The sequence below is a fragment of the Azospirillum brasilense genome, from assembly GCF_022023855.1.
GTDB classification, from domain to species: domain Bacteria; phylum Pseudomonadota; class Alphaproteobacteria; order Azospirillales; family Azospirillaceae; genus Azospirillum; species Azospirillum brasilense_F.
This window is the reverse complement of sequence record NZ_CP059450.1, coordinates 402,128-419,039: the sequence shown is the minus strand read 5'-3', so window position 1 is coordinate 419,039 and position 16,912 is coordinate 402,128. Positions and strand designations below refer to the sequence as shown.

The window sequence follows — 16,912 nt, the reverse complement described above, 5'->3', positions numbered from 1 at the left end:
CGAGCGTTTCGCTCAGGTATCGGAATCGTCAGCGTTTTCCGATGGTTCCGCATCCTCCAGGCCGGCTCCGCCGATGCCCAGAAGCACCGGCCGCGAATCGAGCAGGCCGGCGGCGCGTAGATCCTCCACCCCCGGCAGGTCGCGCAGCGTCTCCAGGCCGAAATGGTCGAGGAAATGGTCGGTGGTGACCCAGGTCAGCGGGCGCCCCGGCGTCTCGCGGCGTCGGCCCGGCCTGATCCAGCCATTTTCCATCAGGATGTCCAGCGTGCCCTTGCTGGTCGCCACACCGCGGATCGCCTCGATTTCGGCGCGGGTCACCGGCTGGTGGTAGGCGATGATCGCCAGCGTCTCGATGGCGGCGCGGGACAGCTTCTTGGAGACCTCCTCCTCCTGCCGCAGCAGCGGGGCGAGGTCCACCGCCGTGCGAAAGGACCAGCCGGCGCCGGTGCGGATCAGGTTCACGCCGCGCGCCGCGTAATGGACGCGCAGTTCCTCCAACAGCGCCCGGACGTCGGCGTCGCGGGTCAACCGCCTGCCCAGGGTCTCCTCGTCCAGTGGGTCGGCGGAGGCGAACAGCAGAGCTTCCAGCAGTCGCAGATCGCGCAATCGCTGCTCGACCTCCTCCGGGTTGTCGATCTCCTGGATCATGCCGTCGGGTCCGCTCATTCCTCGTCGCCTTGCTCGTGCCGGCGCGATGCCCGGCGGACATAGATGGGGGAAAAGGCGCCGTCCTGGCGAAGCTCCACCTGCCCCGCCTTGGCCAGTTCCAGCGTCGCGGCGAAATGGGCGGCCAGCGCCGAGCGGGTCAGCAGGCCGCCGCGCACGCCGTCCGGCAGGAAACTCGACAGGGTGGCCCAGTCCGGCATGCGGCCCAGCAGCTCGGACAGGCGGCGCACCGCGTCCTCCAGCGAATAGAGGCGCACCGGTTCGATGTGCAGGACGCCGCCCTCCTGCCGCTTCCTGTGCTCGCCGTAGGCCTTCAGCAGGTCGTAGAGCGTGACCTGGAAGACCGACTTGCGCAGGATGTCGAGGTCCTCCGGGGCGCCACGGGCGAAACGGTCAACCCCGAGCTGCGGGCGGGCGAACAGTTTGGCCGCCGCCCCCTTCATCGCCTCCAGCCGCTGGAGCTGGAAGGCCAGTGCCGCCGCCATGTCCTCGCCCGAGGGCTCCTCGTCCTCGACCTCCGGGATCAGCAGGCGGGACTTCAGGTAGGCCAGCCACGCCGCCATGACGAGATAATCCGCCGCCAGCTCCAGCCGCACCTTACGCGCCTCGGCGATGAAGGCGAGATACTGGTCGGCGAGCTGGAGAATGGAAATCTTCGTCAGGTCCACCTTCTGCTCGCGCCCCAGCGCCAGCAGCATGTCCAGCGGCCCCTCGAACCCGTCCAGGACGAGGACAAGCTGTTCCGCCGGGCTGGCCGCCTCGGCGCCCTCGCCCTCATGATCCGGGGGTTTCCTGCCGACCATGCCGTCAGTTGCCGCTGAGGATGCGGATCAGCTCGATCATGTAATCCACCGGCGGGCCGAGCACCCAGGAGAAGACGCTGAGGTCCATGCCAAGCTCCCGCCCGATGAAGGGCAGCAGGAAGAAGGCGCCGATCAGGATCAGCATGCCGTACTTCTCCAGCCGGGCCAGCGGGAAGGCCAGCGCGTCGGGTAGGATGCCGACCGCCACGCGCCCGCCGTCGAGCGGCGGCAGAGGGATCATGTTGAAGACCATCAGCACGACGTTGACCAGGACCGACACCTCCAGCGCGGCGCGGACCCACATCTCCGTCGCCCCGCCCTGCGGGCTGGTGAAGCCCCAGATGATCGCGGAGACCAGCGCCAGTACGAAATTCACCCCCGGCCCGGCCAGCGCCACCCACACCATGTCGCGGCGCGGGTGGTGCAGGCGCCCGAAATTCACCGGCACCGGCTTGGCCCAGCCGAAGACGAACCCTGTGGTGAAATACATCACCGCCGGCAGCACCACCGTGCCCAGGGGGTCGATGTGGCGGAGCGGGTTCAGCGTCACCCGGCCCAGCCGCCACGCCGTGTCGTCGCCGCGCCACATCGCCACGAATCCGTGCGCCGCCTCGTGCATCGTGATGGCGAGGATCGCGGGGATGGCGACCGCAAAGATCATCGGTATGCGGTCGATCAGACCTTCCAGCACGCGCATCTCTCCCGTTGCGCTCCCCGGACCCGTCCGGGAAGCCTGAGCATGGCTCTAAACCTGGGGAGTTCCCAGCAATTCCGCCAGACGCGCCCGCAAGTCGTCGGCGTCCACCGGCTGCGCAGGGCCGCGCATCGCCTCGGCCCTCGCCCAGCGCCGCACCGCCGCGCCGCTCATCGCCGGAACGCCCTCGGCCACCGCCACCATCTCCTCCATCACGCCGTTGCAGTGGAGCACGACGTCCAGCCCGGCCGCCAGGACCGCCTCCGCGCGTCCGCGCATGCCGCCGGCCAGCGCACCCATCGACAGGTCGTCGCTGAACAGCAGCCCGTCGAAGCCGATGGGGGCGCCGCGCACCACGTCGCGCATCACGATCGCCGAGGTGCTGGCGGGCTGGTCCGGGTCGATGGCCTTCATCACCACATGGGCGACCATGCCGAGCGGCATGTCGGCCAGGGCGCGGAACGGCGCGAAGTCGGTGGCCTCCAGCGCCGCGCGCGGGGCGTCCACCACCGGTAGCTCAGCGTGGCTGTCGGTGAAGGCCCGGCCATGGCCGGGCAGATGCTTGACGACCGGCAGAACGCCGCCGGCCATCAGCCCCTCGCAGGTCGCCCGCGCCAGATCGGCGACGCGGGCCGGATCGCCGCAGAAGGCGCGGTCGCCGATGATGTCGTGGGCGCCCTCCACCGGCACGTCGCAGACCGGGGCGCAATCCACCGTCACGCCGCAGTCCGCCAGCATCAGCGCCAGCAGCCGGGCGTTGATCCAGGCAGCCTCCCGACCGGCGGCGGCGTCGCGGGCCGCGAGATCGCCGAAGGCGCGCATCGGCGGGAAGGCCGGCCAGTGCGGCGGGCGCATGCGGGCCACCCGTCCGCCTTCCTGGTCGATCAGCACGGGGGCGTCGGCGCGGCCCACCGCCGCGCGCATCTCCGCCACCAGCGCGCGGACCTGCTCCGGCGTGTCGCAGTTGCGCCGGAACATCGCCGAAGGCGCGCATCGGCGGGAAGGCCGGCCAGTGCGGCGGGCGCATGCGGGCCACCCGTCCGCCTTCCTGGTCGATCAGCACGGGGGCGTCGGCGCGGCCCACCGCCGCGCGCATCTCCGCCACCAGCGCGCGGACCTGCTCCGGCGTGTCGCAGTTGCGCCGGAACAGGATGAAGCCCAGCGGGTCGGCGTCACAGAAAAAGGCGCGCTCGTCCGCGGTCAGGGCGGTGCCGGCGGCGCCGAACACCACCGCACGGTGAGGCGCACGATGAGGTCCGGACGCGTTTCGGGCGTTCGGCAAAGCCGGATTAGGGACGGACAACCACACACCCCACATTCTGGGACTTGAGCTGGGCGCAGACCGACTTGGCGCGCTCCTCGTCGAGGCCGACACCCTGGATGCGGTAGAAGATGCCCTTCTCGCCCAGATCGGCCTTGGCGACCTGCATGGACAGCCCACCGAGCGCCGCGCCGTAGCGGCTGGTCAGGCGCTTCCATTCCGTCGAGGCCTCGGCCTCGCTGCGCACCGCGGCGAGCTGGACGCGCCAGTTCCCTCCACCCGATGCCTTGGCGGGTGCCGGAGTGGGCGCCGGCTGCGGAGCTGGGGCGGCCGCCACCGGCGGCGCGGGCTGCGGCTTGGGCGCCGCGGCAGGCGGCGTCTGGGCCTGCGGCGGAGCCGGAGCCGGCTTGGCCGCGGGCGGCGGGGCGGCCTTGGGCGCCGGTGCCGGTGCGGGGAGCGCGGCTACGGCGGGTGGGGGGGCTGGAGACGCGACGGGCGGCGGCACGGCGGTCCCCTCCCCGTCCTGGCGCGGCACCGTGGTGGTGGAGCCCGGCGGGGGCGGCGGAAGCTGGGCCACCGCGGGCGCCTCCGGCAGGGTCGGCGACGGCGGCACCTGGGGGGCCACGACCGGCCGCGGCAGCGGCTCCTCCGGCGGCGGCAGCAGGCGTTCGATCTGCGACTTCGACCCGCGGTCGTTCAGCCGTTCGTAGACCAGCTTGTCCTGGTGCGGCACTTCCATGCCGCCGGGCTGCTCCGGGCGGGCCTTGGTCGGCGCGCTGTCGGCCATCAGCAGCGGCGGGCCGCCGTCCGGCGTGCTCTGCCCCTTGCCGCTGTAGACGACGACGATCGCGCCGGCGAAGGCCACGATGCCGACCACCGCCAGACCGAGGCCGAGCAGACCGCGCCGACCTCCCCGCTGCGGCGGCGTGCCGTAGGGATCGCTGGCGTAGTTGGCATCGCCCTCATACCTCATGACCGCAATTCCTCCGCCGGCTCCACGCCCATCACGGCGAGGCCGGAGGCGATCACCGTGGCGACCGCGCTGACCAGCGCCAGACGGGCCACCGTCACCTCCTCGTCGCCGTCGATCAGGAAGCGCAGGCTGGTGTCGTCGCGGCCCTTGTTCCACAGGGCGTGGAAGTCGCTGGCGAGATCGTAGAGGTAGAAGGCCACGCGGTGCGGCTCGTGCGCCTCGGCGGCGGATTCGACCAGACGCGGCCAAGTCGCCATGCGCTTGGCCAGAGCCATTTCCTCCTCGCTGTCGAGGCGGGCGAGGTTGGTCCGGGCGGCCAGCGCCGCCAGCGACAGGTCGGCCCCCGGCAGAGCCGTCGCGGCGTGGCGCAGCACCGAGCGGCAGCGGGCGTGGGCGTACTGCACGTAGAAGACCGGGTTGTCCTTCGACTGCTCCACGACCTTGGCGAAGTCGAAGTCCAGCGTCTGGTCGTTGCGGCGGGTCAGCATGATGAAGCGGACGACATCGCGGCCGACCTCCTCGATCACGTCGCGCAGCGTCACGAAGGTGCCGGCGCGCTTGGACATCTTCACCGGCTCGCCGTTCTTCATCAGATGAACGAGCTGGCAGAGCTTCACGTCCAGCGACGCCTTGCCCTCGGTGATCGCCGTGGTCGCCGCCTGCATGCGCTTGACGTAGCCGCCGTGGTCGGCGCCCCACACGTCGATCTGCAGGTCGAAGCCGCGGCGGTGCTTGTCGTAGTGATAGGCGATGTCGTTGGAGAAGTAGGTGAAGGACCCGTCCGACTTCTTCAGCGGGCGGTCGACGTCATCGCCGAAGTCGGTGGACTTGAACAGCGTCTGCGGGCGCGGCTCCCAATCGTCGGGCTTCTTGCCCTTCGGCGGTTCCAGCACGCCGACATAGATCAGGCCGCGGTCCTCCAGCGCCTTCAACGCCGTGTCCACCGCCCCGGCCTTCACCAGCGCGCGTTCGGAGCTGTAGACGTCCATGCGGACGCCGAGGACGCCGAGGTCCTCCTTGATCCATGCCATGATCGTGGCGATGGCGAAGTCGCGGCAGGCCGGCAGCCAGTCGGCCTCGTCCGCGCCAACCCACTTGCTGCCGTCGCGCTCGGCCAAGGCCTGCCCGACCTCCTTCAGATACTCGCCGGGATAGAGGCCCGCCGGGATCTCGCCGATGGCCTCGCCCAGCGCCTCGCGGTAGCGCAGGAAGGTGGAGCGGCCGAGCACGTCAACCTGGGCGCCGGCGTCGTTGATGTAATATTCGCGGCTGACGGCGTAGCCGGCCTTCTCCAGCAGCGCGGCCAGCGCGTCGCCGAAGACGGCGCCGCGGCCATGGGCCGCGTGCAGCGGGCCGGTGGGGTTGGCCGACACATACTCGACGTTCACCGGACGCTTGCCGCCCAGCGTGCTCTCGCCATAGGCGGTGCCGGCGGTCAGCACGTCGCGGATGCGGTCGCGCCAGACATCGGCCGACAGGCGCAGGTTCACGAAGCCCGGACCGGCGATCTCGGCGCTCGCCACGTCGGGGCGGGTCTTCAGCTTCGCCACCAGCAGCTCGGCCAGCGCACGGGGCGGCTTGCCCGCCGGCTTCGCCAGGATCATCGCCGCGTTGGTCGACAGGTCGCCGTGCGCCGCCTCGCGCGGCGGTTCCACCGTCAGGCGCGCGGTATCGAGCCCCGCCGGGATCTGGCCCTCGGCGGCCAGCTCGTCCAGCAGCTTGCGGATGTCGTTCTCGAAGACCTTGAAGATGTTCATCGTTTCAATTCTTGCTTTAGGTCTGGGCCGGTTAGGTCTTGGCGTCCATGTCGAACAGGCGGGCGTATTCGGCGAGCGCGTAGCGGTCGGTCATGCCGGCGATGTAGTCGGCGACCAGCCGCGCCAGCACCGTCCGGTCCCCGTGCCCGCCCTGTTTGGCGATCTCTTCCTGCCATTGCGTCGGCAGGGTGTTCGGCTCGGCCATGAACAGGTCGAACAAGGCGGTGACCACCCGCTTGCACTTGCTCATTTCCCGGTTCACCCGGTAATGGCGGTACATGCGCTGTTTCAGGAAGGCGCGCAAGGGCCGCTGCGCCTCGAACATCGCGGGGGAGAAGCTGACGACCGCCTCCGGCAGGGCGCGCAGCTCGGCGGCGCTGCCCGGGCGGTGACGGTCCAGCCGCTCCCGCGTCTCGGCCAGCAGGTCGACGATCATGTTGTTGATCATTCGCCGGATCGTCTCATGGATCAGGCGGGAGCGCTCCAGCCCGGGATAGCGGTCGCAGACCTGCCGCACCACCGGGCCGACCAGCGGCAGCTCCGCCACCTCGTCCACCGTGAACAGGCCGGCGCGCAGCCCATCGTCGATGTCGTGGTTGTTGTAGGCGATGTCGTCGGCCAGGGCCGCCACCTGCGCCTCGGCGCCGGGGTTGGTGTGAAGCTCCAGGTCCCGGCGCTCCCGAAAGGAGGCCAGCGTCGTCGGCAGCTTTTCACCATCACGGAGAGGCAGCAGCGGGCCGTTGTGCTTGACCACGCCCTCCAGCGCTTCCCAGGTCAGGTTCAGCCCGTCGAAATCGGCGTAGCGCCGCTCCAGCATCGTCAGGATGCGCAGCGTCTGGTCGTTGTGGGCGAAGCCACCGTAAGGCGCCATGCAGGCGTTCAGCGCATCCTCACCCGCATGGCCGAAGGGGGTGTGGCCAAGATCGTGGGCGAGCGCCACCGCCTCCGCCAGATCCTCGTTCAGCCCCAGCGCGCGGCTGATCGAGCGGGCGATCTGCGCCACCTCCAGGCTGTGGGTCAGGCGCGTGCGGAAATAGTCGCCTTCGTGATAGACGAAGACCTGCGTCTTGTATTTCAGCTTGCGGAAGGCACCGGAATGCACGATCCGGTCGCGGTCGCGCTGGTAGCACGAGCGCGTCGGGCTTTCCGGCTCCGGAAACAGCCGGCCGCGCGTCTGTGCGGGGTCGCAGCCATAGGGCGCCGGGCGATCCTGGAAGAAGTCCGCCGTCATGTCGCGGACACTACCGACGCAAACCGCGCTGTGCAACGGCGAAGGCGGAGACCCGCCGAGACATCCGGCAGCCGCAAGCAGGCATTCGGGCACAGGCGAACCGCAGGTCAGGCATGAGTGCGCCGGACATGCCTTTGACGAAAGGCGGACGCACCCTTACATTCGTCATCGTGTCGTCTGTCCCGCGAAACTCCGAGGTCCGTCCAATGCCCGACACCGCCCTTCCCGCCACCGCGCAAGAGGGTGCGCGCGTTCTGACCGTGTCCGACAGCGCCGCCAAGCGCGTCGCCTTCCTGATCGAGCATGAGGGCGACCCGGCCCTGATGCTGCGCCTGACCGTGTCGGGCGGCGGCTGCTCCGGCTTCCAGTACGGCTTCGCCTTCGACGCCACGGCGAACGAGGAGGACCATGTGTTCGAGAAGAACGGCGTGAAGGTCGTCACCGACGACGTCTCGCTGGACCTGCTGGCCGGCTCCACCCTCGACTATGTCGAGGATCTGATGGGGGCCGCGTTCCAGATCAAGAACCCGAACGCCACGGCGTCCTGCGGCTGCGGCAATTCCTTCGCCGCCTGACGGTTCCTTTCTCCCCTGGCCTTTGCCGAACAAGAAGAACTCGACGTGAAGATCGCCACCTGGAACGTCAATTCGGCGAAGGCCCGCCTTCCGCTGATCACCGACTGGCTGCGCGCGGAGTCCCCGGACGTCGCGCTTCTCCAGGAGATCAAGTGCGAGACCGCGGCCTTCCCGCGCGCCGCCTTCGAGGAGTTGGGCTATCACGTCACGCCGATGGGGCAGAAGTCCTACAACGGCGTGGCGTTCCTTTCCAAGGCGCCGCACGAGGACGTGCTGACCCGCCTGCCCGGCGAGCCGGAGGACGAGCAGGCCCGCTATGTCGAGGCCACGGTGGACGGTGTGCGCATCGCCTCGCTCTACCTGCCCAACGGAAACCCCCTCGGGACCGAGAAGTTCGCCTACAAGCTCCGCTGGATGGATCGGTTGCACGCCCACGCCCGCGGTCTGCTGGCGCAGGAGATCCCCTTCGTGCTGGGCGGCGACTACAACATCATCCCGGAGCCGCGCGACGTCTTCGACCCGGTGGCCTTCGCCGGCGACGCCCTGTTCCAGCCCGAATCGCGGGCGAAGTTCCGCGCCCTGCTGAATCTGGGCCTGACCGAGGCCTACCGCGCCCTGCACGACGACGACCACGCCTACACCTTCTGGGACTATCAGGCGGGCTGTTGGCCGCGGGACCTGGGGTTGCGCATCGACCATTTCCTGCTATCCCCACAGGCCGCCGACCGTCTGGTGGAGTGCCGCATCGACCGCCGCCCACGCGGTGCGGAAAAGGCGTCCGACCATACGCCCGTCCTGCTCGACCTGCGCGACGGGGCAGACATTTCTTAAATTTTTTCACGCATCCTCAAGACCGACTCGGAAACCGAGCGAGCGTCCATCCGCGGGGAGAGGCGGCAAGACGATGGTCTGGGGACAGGACAGCGGCCGCAGAGCGATCGAAGAGTTGCTGACGGCCATCGAGCAGCAGGCCGGCGAAGCGGTTGCACTGGGCGCGCGCGCGCAGCGCGATATTGAGGAAGACCGCTTCTCCTCCTTCCTCGGCTTCCGCCGGAAGGTGGAAGAGGTGCGCGCCCTCGTCACCCTGACGGAAGAGCGCCTGACGACCGTCAACACGGCGAAGCTGTCTGACCTGCGAACGGAGTTCGAGAGGATCGACCTGTTGCTGACCGGCCTGCTGGCCCGCGCCACGCGGAACTATTTCGAACGGATGCGGGACGATCAGGCGCTTCCCATCGGCGCCCGCGAACTGTTCGAGCCGGAGCTGAGGATCATCGAGGAGATGCGCACCAAGCTGGACCGCCCGCATTACGCGGGCCGCGTGTCGGCCACGGTGATCGAGGACCTAGAGGCGACGGGCGTCATGATCCGCAAAGTCATCAGCCGCGCCCCCAGCCTGCCCGATTTCTCCGACTCTCCGACGCCCCCGAAGCCGACGAAGCGACTGTCAAACCTGGGCCGTCCGATCCGGATGTGACGCCCTCACGTTTAACGTTGGTGTTTGTTGTACGGCGGGGCTCAAAAGCGAGTTGACCCCGAAACAGGGACACGGCATGTTCCCCCCGCTTCCGATCCCCAGCAAGCGGAGAGCCGAGATCAGGCTCCATCTTCGGGGATCAAAGCGGGGATCAGCTGGCAATGGTTCCCAGACGCGCAAGGCTAAGCCCTTGAAGGCGTTGATTGGATGGGTGGCCGAGCGGTTTAAGGCTCCAGTCTTGAAAACTGGCGTGGGGGCAACCTCACCGTGGGTTCGAATCCCACCCCATCCGCCACCTAATTTCCGCTTGCATTTCTGCGTTTCCCAACCGAATCGGCGCTTGCAACCCCTTGATGCGGGTTCATTCGAAAATCCATACGGTTGTAATGTTTCCTTCAGGGCTTTGTGCTTCTCTGAAGCAATGGTCGTGGAGGCCGCATGCGGATTCTGGTGGTGGACGATTCACGCATGGCGCGTACGGTGCTGTGCCAGCAGCTTGAGGGCTTCGGCCATCAGACGGCTTTTGCCGAAAGCGGTCAGGCGGCGCTGGCGCGTTGCCGTGACGAGCCCATCGACATCGCGCTGGTCGATTTCCGCGTCGGCGAGATGGAGGGCGTGGAGGTCTGCTGGCACCTGCGTGCGGCGCAGCGGGAACGGCACCTCTACCTCATGCTGATGATCCCCGGCAGCATCACCAACCAGTTCTTCGAGGTCGTGGAGAACGGCGCCGACGAGTTCCTGCGCAAGCCGCTGGACCTGACATGGCTGCGCGCCCGGCTGCTCGCCGCCTCCCGTGTGGTCGACATGCAGCGCCAGTTGGAGCGCCTCGCCACCACCGATTCGCTGACCGGCGCACTGAACCGTGGGCGCTTCATGGCGCGCGCCGCCGACGAGGTGGCTCGGGCGCAGCGCAGCGGCCAACCGCTGTCGGCGATCATGCTGGACATCGACCACTTCAAGAAGGTCAACGACACCTACGGCCACGCCACCGGGGACGAGGCCATCCGCACCGTGGTCCGCGTCTGCCGCTCCATGGTCCGCGGCGCGGACGTCCTGGGCCGGCTGGGCGGCGAGGAGTTCGCCATCCTGCTGCCCGAAACGCCGCCGCAGGGAGCGGCGCTGCTGGCGGAGCGGCTGCGCCGGGCGCTTTCCGAAACCGACGTGCGGATCGCCAACGGCGCCGGGTCCGTCCTCTCCTTCACGGTCAGCATCGGGGTCAGCGCGCTGAGACCGGCCGAGACCAGCGTCGCCGCGGTGCTCGCCCGGGCGGACGAGGCGCTGTACCGCGCAAAGAACGGCGGCCGCAATCGCGTGGTATGCGACGCCGCGCCGTGATCCGGTGCGGAGCCGTCAACGACCCGTCAGGCTCCGGGCACCAGCCAGGGCCGCGCCTCGGCGTCGACGCGGTCGAAGGCATCGATGGCGTCCTGGTGGCGCAGCGTCAGGGCCACGTCGTCGAGGCCCTCGATCAGGCATTCCTTCTTGAACGGGTCGATGGCGAAGGTCAGCGGCTGGCTGTCCGGGCCGGTCAGCGTCTGGGCCGGCAGGTCCACGGTGACGGCGGCGCCCGGCGTTTCCTGCAACTGGCGGCGCAGATCCGCCACCGTCTCCTCCGGCAGGGTGATGGTCAGCAGACCGTTCTTGGCGGCGTTGGCAGCAAAGATGTCGCCGAAGCTGGGGGCGACGACGCAGCGGAACCCGCCGTCCACCAGCGCGTAGACCGCTCCCTCCCGCGACGACCCGCAGCCGAAATTGCGGTCGGTCACCAGCACGCGCGCCCCGACATAGGCCGGGTCGTCCAGCGGAAAGCCTGGCTTGCGCTCGTCATGGAACAGGAAATTGCCGTAACCGGCGCTGCGCGGCTTCTTCAGGAAGCGGGCAGGCAAAAGCTGGTCGGTGTCGATGTTGGCGATGTCGAGCGGCACCGCCGGCGCGGTCAGCGTGACGAAGGGATCCATCCTTACGAAGCTCCCAGCTTGCGGACATCGAGCGTCCGGACATCGGTGAGGCGCCCCGTCACGGCGGCGGCGGCGGCCATCGCCGGGCTCATCAGATGCGTGCGCGCGTTCGACCCCTGGCGGCCGGGGAAGTTGCGGTTGGTCGTGGAGGCGCAGCGCTCCCCGGCCGGGACGAGGTCGCCGTTGATGCCGACGCACATCGAACAGCCGGGTTCGCCCCATTCCAGACCGGCGTCGGTGAAGACGCGGTCCAGGCCCTCCGCCTCGGCCTGACGGCGCACCGGGACCGACCCCGGAACCACCAGACCCGGCACCACGGCGCGGCGGCCGCGCAGCACGGCGGCGGCGGCGCGCAGATCCTCCAGACGGGCGTTGGTGCAGGACCCGATGAAGACGCGGTCGATGCCGACCTCCTCCAGCCGCGTGCCGGGGGTCAGCCCCATGTAGTCGAGCATCTTGCGCATCTGGCCGGCGCGCACCGGGTCGCTCTCGGCGCCGGGATCGGGAACCGCGCCGGAGACCGGCACCGCGGTCTCCGGGCTGGTGCCCCAGGTGACCGAGGGGGCGATGGCGGCGGCGTCGAGCGACACCTCGCGGTCGAAGGCGGCCCCCGGGTCGCTGGGCAGCGTCCGCCAGTGCGCGACGGCTTGGTCGAACAGGTCCCCCTTGGGGGCGTAGGGCCGCCCCTCGATCCAGGAGAAGGTGGTGTCGTCGGGGGCGATCATGCCGGCCCGCGCGCCTGCCTCGATCGACATGTTGCAGACGGTCAGCCGGCCTTCCATCGACAGGGCGCGGATGGCGCTGCCGGTGTATTCGATGACGTGGCCGGCCGCCCCGTCGGCGCCGATGAAGCCGATCACCGCCAGGATCAGGTCCTTGGCCGTCACATGCGCGCCCAGTTCCCCATCGACGGTGACGCGCATGGTCCTGGGCCGGCGCTGCCACAGCGTCTGGGTCGCCAGCACATGCGACACCTCGGTGGCTCCGATGCCGAAGGCGAGCGCACCGAAGGCGCCGTGGGTGGAGGTGTGGCTGTCGCCGCAGACGATGGTCAGGCCCGGCAGGGTCAGCCCCTGTTCCGGCGCCAGCACATGGACGATGCCCTGCGCCGGATCGTGCAGACCGAAATGGCGCAGTCCATGGCGGCCGGCGTTCGCCTCCAGCATCGTCACCATGTTGGCGATCTCCGGATCGGCAATGGGCATGGATCGGCTGTGCGAGGGCACGTAATGGTCGGCGACGGCGAAGGTCAGCTCCGGCCGGCGCACCGGGCGTTTGGCGTGGTCGATCATGCCGAAGGCATGGAACGAGCCCTCGTGCAGGAAATGGCGGTCGATGGCGAGCAGCGCCTGCCCATCCGGCCGGGTCGCCACCAGATGGGCGTCCCAGACCTTGTCGAACAGGCTGCGGGGGTGCTGCGTCATTGAATGTCCTCCTCCCTCACTGCCTCTGCGGCGGCAGCCCCGGCGATGCGCCCCAGCGCCACCGCGGTCAGCAGCCCGTTGCCGGACAGGTAGCCGGACGCCTTCGATCCCGACACGCCGCAGGCGGTCCCGCCGGCGGCGTAGAGGTTGGGCAGCGGAGCCCCCTCCCCGCTCAAGACGCGGGCGTCGTCGTCGACGACCAGCCCGCCCTGGGTGTGGAACAGGGCACCGGTGACGCGGACGGCGCGGTAGGGTCCCACCAGCGGCGCCGAGCCGGCGAAGGTCCGGCCGAAGCCGTCGGTTCCCCCCGCTGCCTTCAACCGGTCGACCTCGGCCAACGTGACGGTCAGGGCCTCCGCGTCGATCTTCATCTGGCGGGCGAGGTCCGCCGGGCTATCGGCGCTGAGCACTGCGCCCATCGCCTCGGCCTGCCGGAAATCCTCGAACTGGCGGGCGACGGCGGCGATGCGCTCGTCGAAGACGGTCCAGGCGATGCCATCGGGCTGGCGCAGCACGACGGCGGCCTGCTCCGAATAGCCTTGTGCCTCGTTGGAGAAGCGCTTGCCCTCGGTGTTCACCTGCACGCCGCCTTCGGTGACCGTCGCCCAGGTGACCAGGATGCCGGCGGGATGGGCGACCGAACCGTGGCCCTGATGCCCCGACAGGTGCCGCGTCGCCGCGCCCAGCGCCTCGCCCCAGAGGAGCGCGTCGCCCTGGTTGCCGGGATGGCCGAAATAGAGCGCGTCGGCCAGCTCCGGCACATGGCGCTCGACCAGCGCCCTGTTGCCGCCATAGCCGTTGCAGGCGAGGACCAGCGCCGCGCAGCCGACCCGCTCGACGCTGCCGTCGGGCCGGGTGACCTCCACGCCGCGGACACGCGGGCCGTCGGCGTAGAGCGCGGTCACATGCGCCTCGCACAGCACGTCGATGCCGGCGGCCTCGACGGCGCCGCGCAGCCGGTCGATCAGTTCCGCCCCCGACCGGCTGGGCAGCCCGTGCATGCGACGGGCGCTGTGGCCGGGATAGGTGAAGTTGTCGACCACCGAGAACGGCAAGCCGTAGCGGTCGGCCAGCCATTCCAGCGCCGGGCCGACGGCGCGGGCGACGCGGGAGACGTCCGCCGGGTCGGGCTCCCCCTTCGCCTTGGCGATGATGTCGGCGGCGAAGCGCTCCGGGCTGTCCTCGATCCCGGCGGCGCGCTGCCAGCGGGTGCCCGGCGCCGGGATCAGGCCGGCTGACAGGGCGGTGGAGCCCTGGGGCAGCGCGTCGCGCTCCAGCACCAGCACCTCCGCCCCGCGCTCATGGGCGGTGAGGGCCGCGATCATCCCGGCCGCACCGCCGCCGATCACGACGACGGGCACCGAGAATTCGAACGCCACGCCATCAGCGGGCAGGATGCGGCTCATGGCGCGGACAGCTCCTCCAGCATCGCCGCGACCGTCGCCACACGGCAGACCGGGCGCAGAGCGGCGACCGAGACGTCATGGACCTGCGGCGTGAAGGCGGCGCAGCCGTCCTCAAGCAAAATGGTGTCGAATTCGCGGACATGGGCGTCGCGGACGGTCGAGGCGACACCGCCATTGGTGACGATGCCGCAGACCAGCAGCCGCTCCACCCCGCATTTCCGCAACACCCACTCCAGCCGCGACATGAAGAAGGCGGAATAGGCGATCTTCTCCACCTCGACATCGACTGGCTGGAGCGCGTCCACCGTGCGATGCCCCCAGCCTCCCGGCTGGAAGTCGCCCTTCGCCAGGAAGGGGCGCAACGCCTTCAGATGGGGGGAGATCATCGGCTCGCCGCCCCGGCCCGGCACCAGCGTGAAGTTGGTCGAGATCACCCAGCCGCCGCGCGACCGCAGCAGGTCGGCCAACGGTTTCACCCGCTCCGGCAAGGCTAGGATTTCCGGCGCCGTCTGGCCGGCGCGGCCATAGGCCCCCTCCGGGTGGAGGAAATCGTTCTGCAGGTCGCAGACCAGCAGGGCGGTGCGCTCGATGGAAATTAGGGCGGCGCTCATCGGGCGCTCCTTTCCACGATGACGTTGCCGTACCCGTCGACGCGGGCGCTCAGGTCGGGGTCGATGACAGTGGTTGCGTCGGGCTGCTCCAGGATCGCCGGACCCTGGATGTGCGCGCCGACCGGCAGGTCGAGGCGGTTGTAAATCGCCGTCTCGTGCCACGCCCCGTCGAACCAGACGGGCCGCGAACCGGCATAGGCGCCTTCCACCGTCGTGCCCGCGGCCGGGGCCAGGGCGGCGAGGTCGAAATGCGGACGGCGGCCGATGGCGGCGGTGCGCAGATTGACGATCTTGGCGCCCACCCCCGGTAGAAGCCGGCTGAAGGATGCCTGATAGGCGCGCTCGAAGGCGGCGCGGATGGTCGCCTCGTCGACACCCGTGGTCCCGTTCGCCACCGACACCGGCAGCGGCACGGCGACCGTGTGGGTCTGGCCGATGTAGTGCATGTCGAGTTCGAAGACGAGGTCGATGCGCTCGACGCTGAGGCCGGCGGACTCCACCACGGTGCGGGCGGCCGCGGCCTCCTCCACCATGCGGCGGTCGAGCGACGCGGCGTCGATGCCGGCCAGCGGCAGGTTCACCGTCTGCACCTGATCGTGGCGGATGTCGGCGATGACGCAGCCGAGCGCCGAGGTCACGCCGGGGAAGCGCGGCACCAGCGCCGCCTTCAGCCCGACCTCCTTGATCAGCGCGCCGACATGCAGCGCGCCGCCGCCGCCGAAGGGCACGGCGGCGAACTTGGCCGGGTCGTGGCCGCGCTCGATGGAGACGAGGCGGATGGCGCCGGCCATCTTGCTGTTGGCGATGCGCACCACCGCCTCCGCCGCCGCCATAACGTCGAGGCCGAGCGGTTCGGCGACGTGGGTGGCTATGGCGGTGCGGGCGGCATCGACGTCCAGCCGGGCGAGCTTGCCACCGATGGGCCGTTCGGCGTTGATGCGGCCGAGCAGCACGTTGGCGTCGGTCAGCGTCGGGCGGGTGTTGCCCTGGCCGTAGCAGACCGGCCCCGGCCGCGAGCCGGCGCTCTCCGGCCCGACCTGCAGCATGCCGCCGGGATCGACCCCGGCGATGGAGCCGCCGCCGGCTCCGATTGTGGTGATCTCGATCATCGGCGTGCGCACGACCAGACCGAAGTCGATGGTCGTCTGGGCGGCCAGCATCGTCTGCCCCTCCACCACCAGCGACACGTCGAAGCTGGTGCCGCCGAGGTCGCCGGTGATGACGTTGGGGAAGCCCGCCGCCTTGGAAATCGCCGCCGCCGCGATGACGCCGGCCGCCGGCCCCGACAGGGCGGTGCGCACCGGCAGGCGCCGGGCGGTGTCGGTGGACATGACGCCACCGTTCGACTGCACGATGTGGAAACGGCCGCCGAACCCCTCCCCCGCCAGCGCGTTGTCGAGCTTGGCGAGGTAGCTGCCGACCACCGGCTGGAGATAGGCGTTGAGCGCGGTGGTCGAGGTGCGCTCGAACTCGCGGATCTCCGGCAGGATGCGTGACGAGCATTCGAGGTTGGCGTTGGGCCAGACCGCGCGCGCCGCCTCCAGCGCCGCCAGCTCGTTGGCCGGGTTGGCGTAGGCGTTGATGAAGACGATGGCCAGCGCCTCCGCCCCCATCTCGGCCAGCCGGCGGGTGCAAGCGCGCACCTCCTCCGGATCGACGGCGGTGCGGACGGTGCCATCGGCCAGCGTGCGCTCCGCCACCTCCAGCCGCAGGTCGCGGTCGACCACGGGGACGAAGTCGCCCCACAGGCCCCAGGTCTGGCGACGGTCGCGGCGGCGCATCTCCAGCACGTCGCGGAAGCCGGCGGTGGTGATCAGCCCGACTTTGGCGCCCTTGCGCTCCAGGAGCGCGTTGGTGCCGACCGTGGTGCCGTGGACGATGGAGCCCAACTCGGCGACCGGGCCGAAGCTCTGCAGGCCGGCGAGGAAACCGACCGCCTCGTCGCCGCGGTTGGAGGGGACCTTGGCGGTGCGGAAGCTGCCGCGCGCCTCATCATAGTGGAACAGGTCGGTGAAGGTGCCGCCGACATCGACGCCGACGATGGCACCCGTGGAGATACCGTTGCTCATGGTCTTG

16 protein-coding genes and 1 tRNA gene are annotated in these 16,912 nt (G+C 70.0%); 5 read left to right on the top strand and 12 right to left on the bottom strand.

Features of this window, described 5'->3' with window-relative positions; all coding sequences use genetic code 11:
* Positions 1-12 precede the first annotated feature (12 nt).
* From scpB to H1Q64_RS15265, 7 genes are all read right to left on the bottom strand, one after another.
* On the bottom strand, positions 13-666 hold the full coding sequence (scpB, locus tag H1Q64_RS15295) for an SMC-Scp complex subunit ScpB (protein ID WP_237906027.1): 654 nt from the start codon (positions 664-666) through the stop codon (positions 13-15).
* A complete protein-coding gene (locus H1Q64_RS15290) occupies positions 663-1,469 on the bottom strand; it encodes a segregation and condensation protein A (RefSeq protein ID WP_237906026.1) in 807 nt (268 codons plus the stop codon). Before H1Q64_RS15290 ends, scpB begins: the two co-directional genes overlap by 4 nt.
* Positions 1,470-1,473: 4 nt before the next feature.
* Complete coding sequence (locus H1Q64_RS15285) at positions 1,474-2,166, bottom strand: site-2 protease family protein (RefSeq protein ID WP_170295833.1); 693 nt, start codon at positions 2,164-2,166, stop codon at positions 1,474-1,476.
* Positions 2,167-2,214: 48 nt separating this feature from the next.
* Positions 2,215-3,141 (bottom strand): beta-N-acetylhexosaminidase, encoded by a 927-nt coding sequence (nagZ, locus tag H1Q64_RS15280; RefSeq protein WP_237906025.1) that lies wholly within the window; start codon positions 3,139-3,141, stop codon positions 2,215-2,217.
* Positions 3,142-3,452: 311 nt separating this feature from the next.
* Entirely contained in the window at positions 3,453-4,397 is a 945-nt protein-coding gene (locus H1Q64_RS15275) for an SPOR domain-containing protein (RefSeq protein ID WP_237906024.1), read from the bottom strand.
* Complete coding sequence (argS, locus tag H1Q64_RS15270) at positions 4,394-6,154, bottom strand: arginine--tRNA ligase (RefSeq protein ID WP_237906023.1); 1,761 nt, start codon at positions 6,152-6,154, stop codon at positions 4,394-4,396. Before argS ends, H1Q64_RS15275 begins: the two co-directional genes overlap by 4 nt.
* A 31-nt stretch (positions 6,155-6,185) precedes the next feature.
* The gene (locus H1Q64_RS15265; RefSeq protein ID WP_237906022.1) at positions 6,186-7,385 is read right to left on the bottom strand and encodes a deoxyguanosinetriphosphate triphosphohydrolase; all 1,200 of its coding nucleotides are present in this window, start codon (positions 7,383-7,385) and stop codon (positions 6,186-6,188) included.
* A gap of 206 nt (positions 7,386-7,591) precedes the next feature.
* On the opposite strand from H1Q64_RS15265, the gene erpA reads away from it, so the two are divergent.
* The 5 genes from erpA (at position 7,592) to H1Q64_RS15240 (ending at position 10,772) form a co-directional block, all read left to right on the top strand.
* Positions 7,592-7,960, top strand: coding sequence for an iron-sulfur cluster insertion protein ErpA (erpA, locus tag H1Q64_RS15260; protein WP_237906021.1), 369 nt, complete (start codon positions 7,592-7,594; stop codon positions 7,958-7,960).
* Positions 7,961-8,005: 45 nt separating this feature from the next.
* Positions 8,006-8,791 (top strand): exodeoxyribonuclease III, encoded by a 786-nt coding sequence (locus H1Q64_RS15255; RefSeq protein ID WP_237906020.1) that lies wholly within the window; start codon positions 8,006-8,008, stop codon positions 8,789-8,791.
* 73 nt (positions 8,792-8,864) lie between these two features.
* Entirely contained in the window at positions 8,865-9,437 is a 573-nt protein-coding gene (locus H1Q64_RS15250) for a hypothetical protein (RefSeq protein WP_237906019.1), read from the top strand.
* 205 nt (positions 9,438-9,642) lie between these two features.
* Positions 9,643-9,732 (top strand) — tRNA-Ser (locus H1Q64_RS15245).
* A gap of 143 nt (positions 9,733-9,875) precedes the next feature.
* Entirely contained in the window at positions 9,876-10,772 is an 897-nt protein-coding gene (locus H1Q64_RS15240; protein ID WP_237906018.1) for a diguanylate cyclase, read from the top strand.
* A 26-nt stretch (positions 10,773-10,798) separates the two neighbouring features.
* On the opposite strand, the gene leuD is transcribed toward H1Q64_RS15240, so the two are convergent.
* From leuD to H1Q64_RS15215, 5 genes are read right to left on the bottom strand one after another with little or no spacing between them, the layout of a single operon-like run.
* Positions 10,799-11,395, bottom strand: a complete 597-nt coding sequence (gene leuD, locus H1Q64_RS15235; RefSeq protein WP_237906017.1) for a 3-isopropylmalate dehydratase small subunit — start codon at positions 11,393-11,395, stop codon at positions 10,799-10,801.
* Between the two features lie 2 nt (positions 11,396-11,397).
* Positions 11,398-12,819: a 3-isopropylmalate dehydratase large subunit gene (gene leuC / locus H1Q64_RS15230; RefSeq protein ID WP_237906016.1), complete on the bottom strand. Its 1,422-nt coding sequence runs from the start codon at positions 12,817-12,819 to the stop codon at positions 11,398-11,400.
* Complete coding sequence (locus H1Q64_RS15225; RefSeq protein ID WP_237906015.1) at positions 12,816-14,225, bottom strand: FAD-dependent oxidoreductase; 1,410 nt, start codon at positions 14,223-14,225, stop codon at positions 12,816-12,818. The genes leuC and H1Q64_RS15225 overlap by 4 nt, the downstream gene beginning before the upstream one ends.
* Positions 14,222-14,836, bottom strand: coding sequence for a cysteine hydrolase family protein (locus H1Q64_RS15220; RefSeq protein WP_237906014.1), 615 nt, complete (start codon positions 14,834-14,836; stop codon positions 14,222-14,224). Before H1Q64_RS15220 ends, H1Q64_RS15225 begins: the two co-directional genes overlap by 4 nt.
* Complete coding sequence (locus H1Q64_RS15215) at positions 14,833-16,905, bottom strand: hydantoinase/oxoprolinase family protein (protein ID WP_237906013.1); 2,073 nt, start codon at positions 16,903-16,905, stop codon at positions 14,833-14,835. Before H1Q64_RS15215 ends, H1Q64_RS15220 begins: the two co-directional genes overlap by 4 nt.
* Between the last annotated feature and the right edge of the window lie 7 nt (positions 16,906-16,912).

What these genes read in the sequence shown, in the direction of transcription:
- scpB (WP_237906027.1), bottom strand. Translation starts at nt 666, where the DNA reads ATGAGCGGACCCGACGGCATGATCCAGGAGATCGACAACCCGGAGGAG.
- H1Q64_RS15290 (WP_237906026.1), bottom strand. Translation starts at nt 1,469, where the DNA reads ATGGTCGGCAGGAAACCCCCGGATCATGAGGGCGAGGGCGCCGAGGCG.
- H1Q64_RS15285 (WP_170295833.1), bottom strand. Translation starts at nt 2,166, where the DNA reads ATGCGCGTGCTGGAAGGTCTGATCGACCGCATACCGATGATCTTTGCG.
- nagZ (WP_237906025.1), bottom strand. Translation starts at nt 3,141, where the DNA reads ATGTTCCGGCGCAACTGCGACACGCCGGAGCAGGTCCGCGCGCTGGTG.
- H1Q64_RS15275 (WP_237906024.1), bottom strand. Translation starts at nt 4,397, where the DNA reads ATGAGGTATGAGGGCGATGCCAACTACGCCAGCGATCCCTACGGCACG.
- argS (WP_237906023.1), bottom strand. Translation starts at nt 6,154, where the DNA reads ATGAACATCTTCAAGGTCTTCGAGAACGACATCCGCAAGCTGCTGGAC.
- H1Q64_RS15265 (WP_237906022.1), bottom strand. Translation starts at nt 7,385, where the DNA reads ATGACGGCGGACTTCTTCCAGGATCGCCCGGCGCCCTATGGCTGCGAC.
- erpA (WP_237906021.1), top strand. Translation starts at nt 7,592, where the DNA reads ATGCCCGACACCGCCCTTCCCGCCACCGCGCAAGAGGGTGCGCGCGTT.
- H1Q64_RS15250 (WP_237906019.1), top strand. Translation starts at nt 8,865, where the DNA reads ATGGTCTGGGGACAGGACAGCGGCCGCAGAGCGATCGAAGAGTTGCTG.
- H1Q64_RS15240 (WP_237906018.1), top strand. Translation starts at nt 9,876, where the DNA reads ATGCGGATTCTGGTGGTGGACGATTCACGCATGGCGCGTACGGTGCTG.
- leuD (WP_237906017.1), bottom strand. Translation starts at nt 11,395, where the DNA reads ATGGATCCCTTCGTCACGCTGACCGCGCCGGCGGTGCCGCTCGACATC.
- leuC (WP_237906016.1), bottom strand. Translation starts at nt 12,819, where the DNA reads ATGACGCAGCACCCCCGCAGCCTGTTCGACAAGGTCTGGGACGCCCAT.
- H1Q64_RS15225 (WP_237906015.1), bottom strand. Translation starts at nt 14,225, where the DNA reads ATGAGCCGCATCCTGCCCGCTGATGGCGTGGCGTTCGAATTCTCGGTG.
- H1Q64_RS15220 (WP_237906014.1), bottom strand. Translation starts at nt 14,836, where the DNA reads ATGAGCGCCGCCCTAATTTCCATCGAGCGCACCGCCCTGCTGGTCTGC.
- H1Q64_RS15215 (WP_237906013.1), bottom strand. Translation starts at nt 16,905, where the DNA reads ATGAGCAACGGTATCTCCACGGGTGCCATCGTCGGCGTCGATGTCGGC.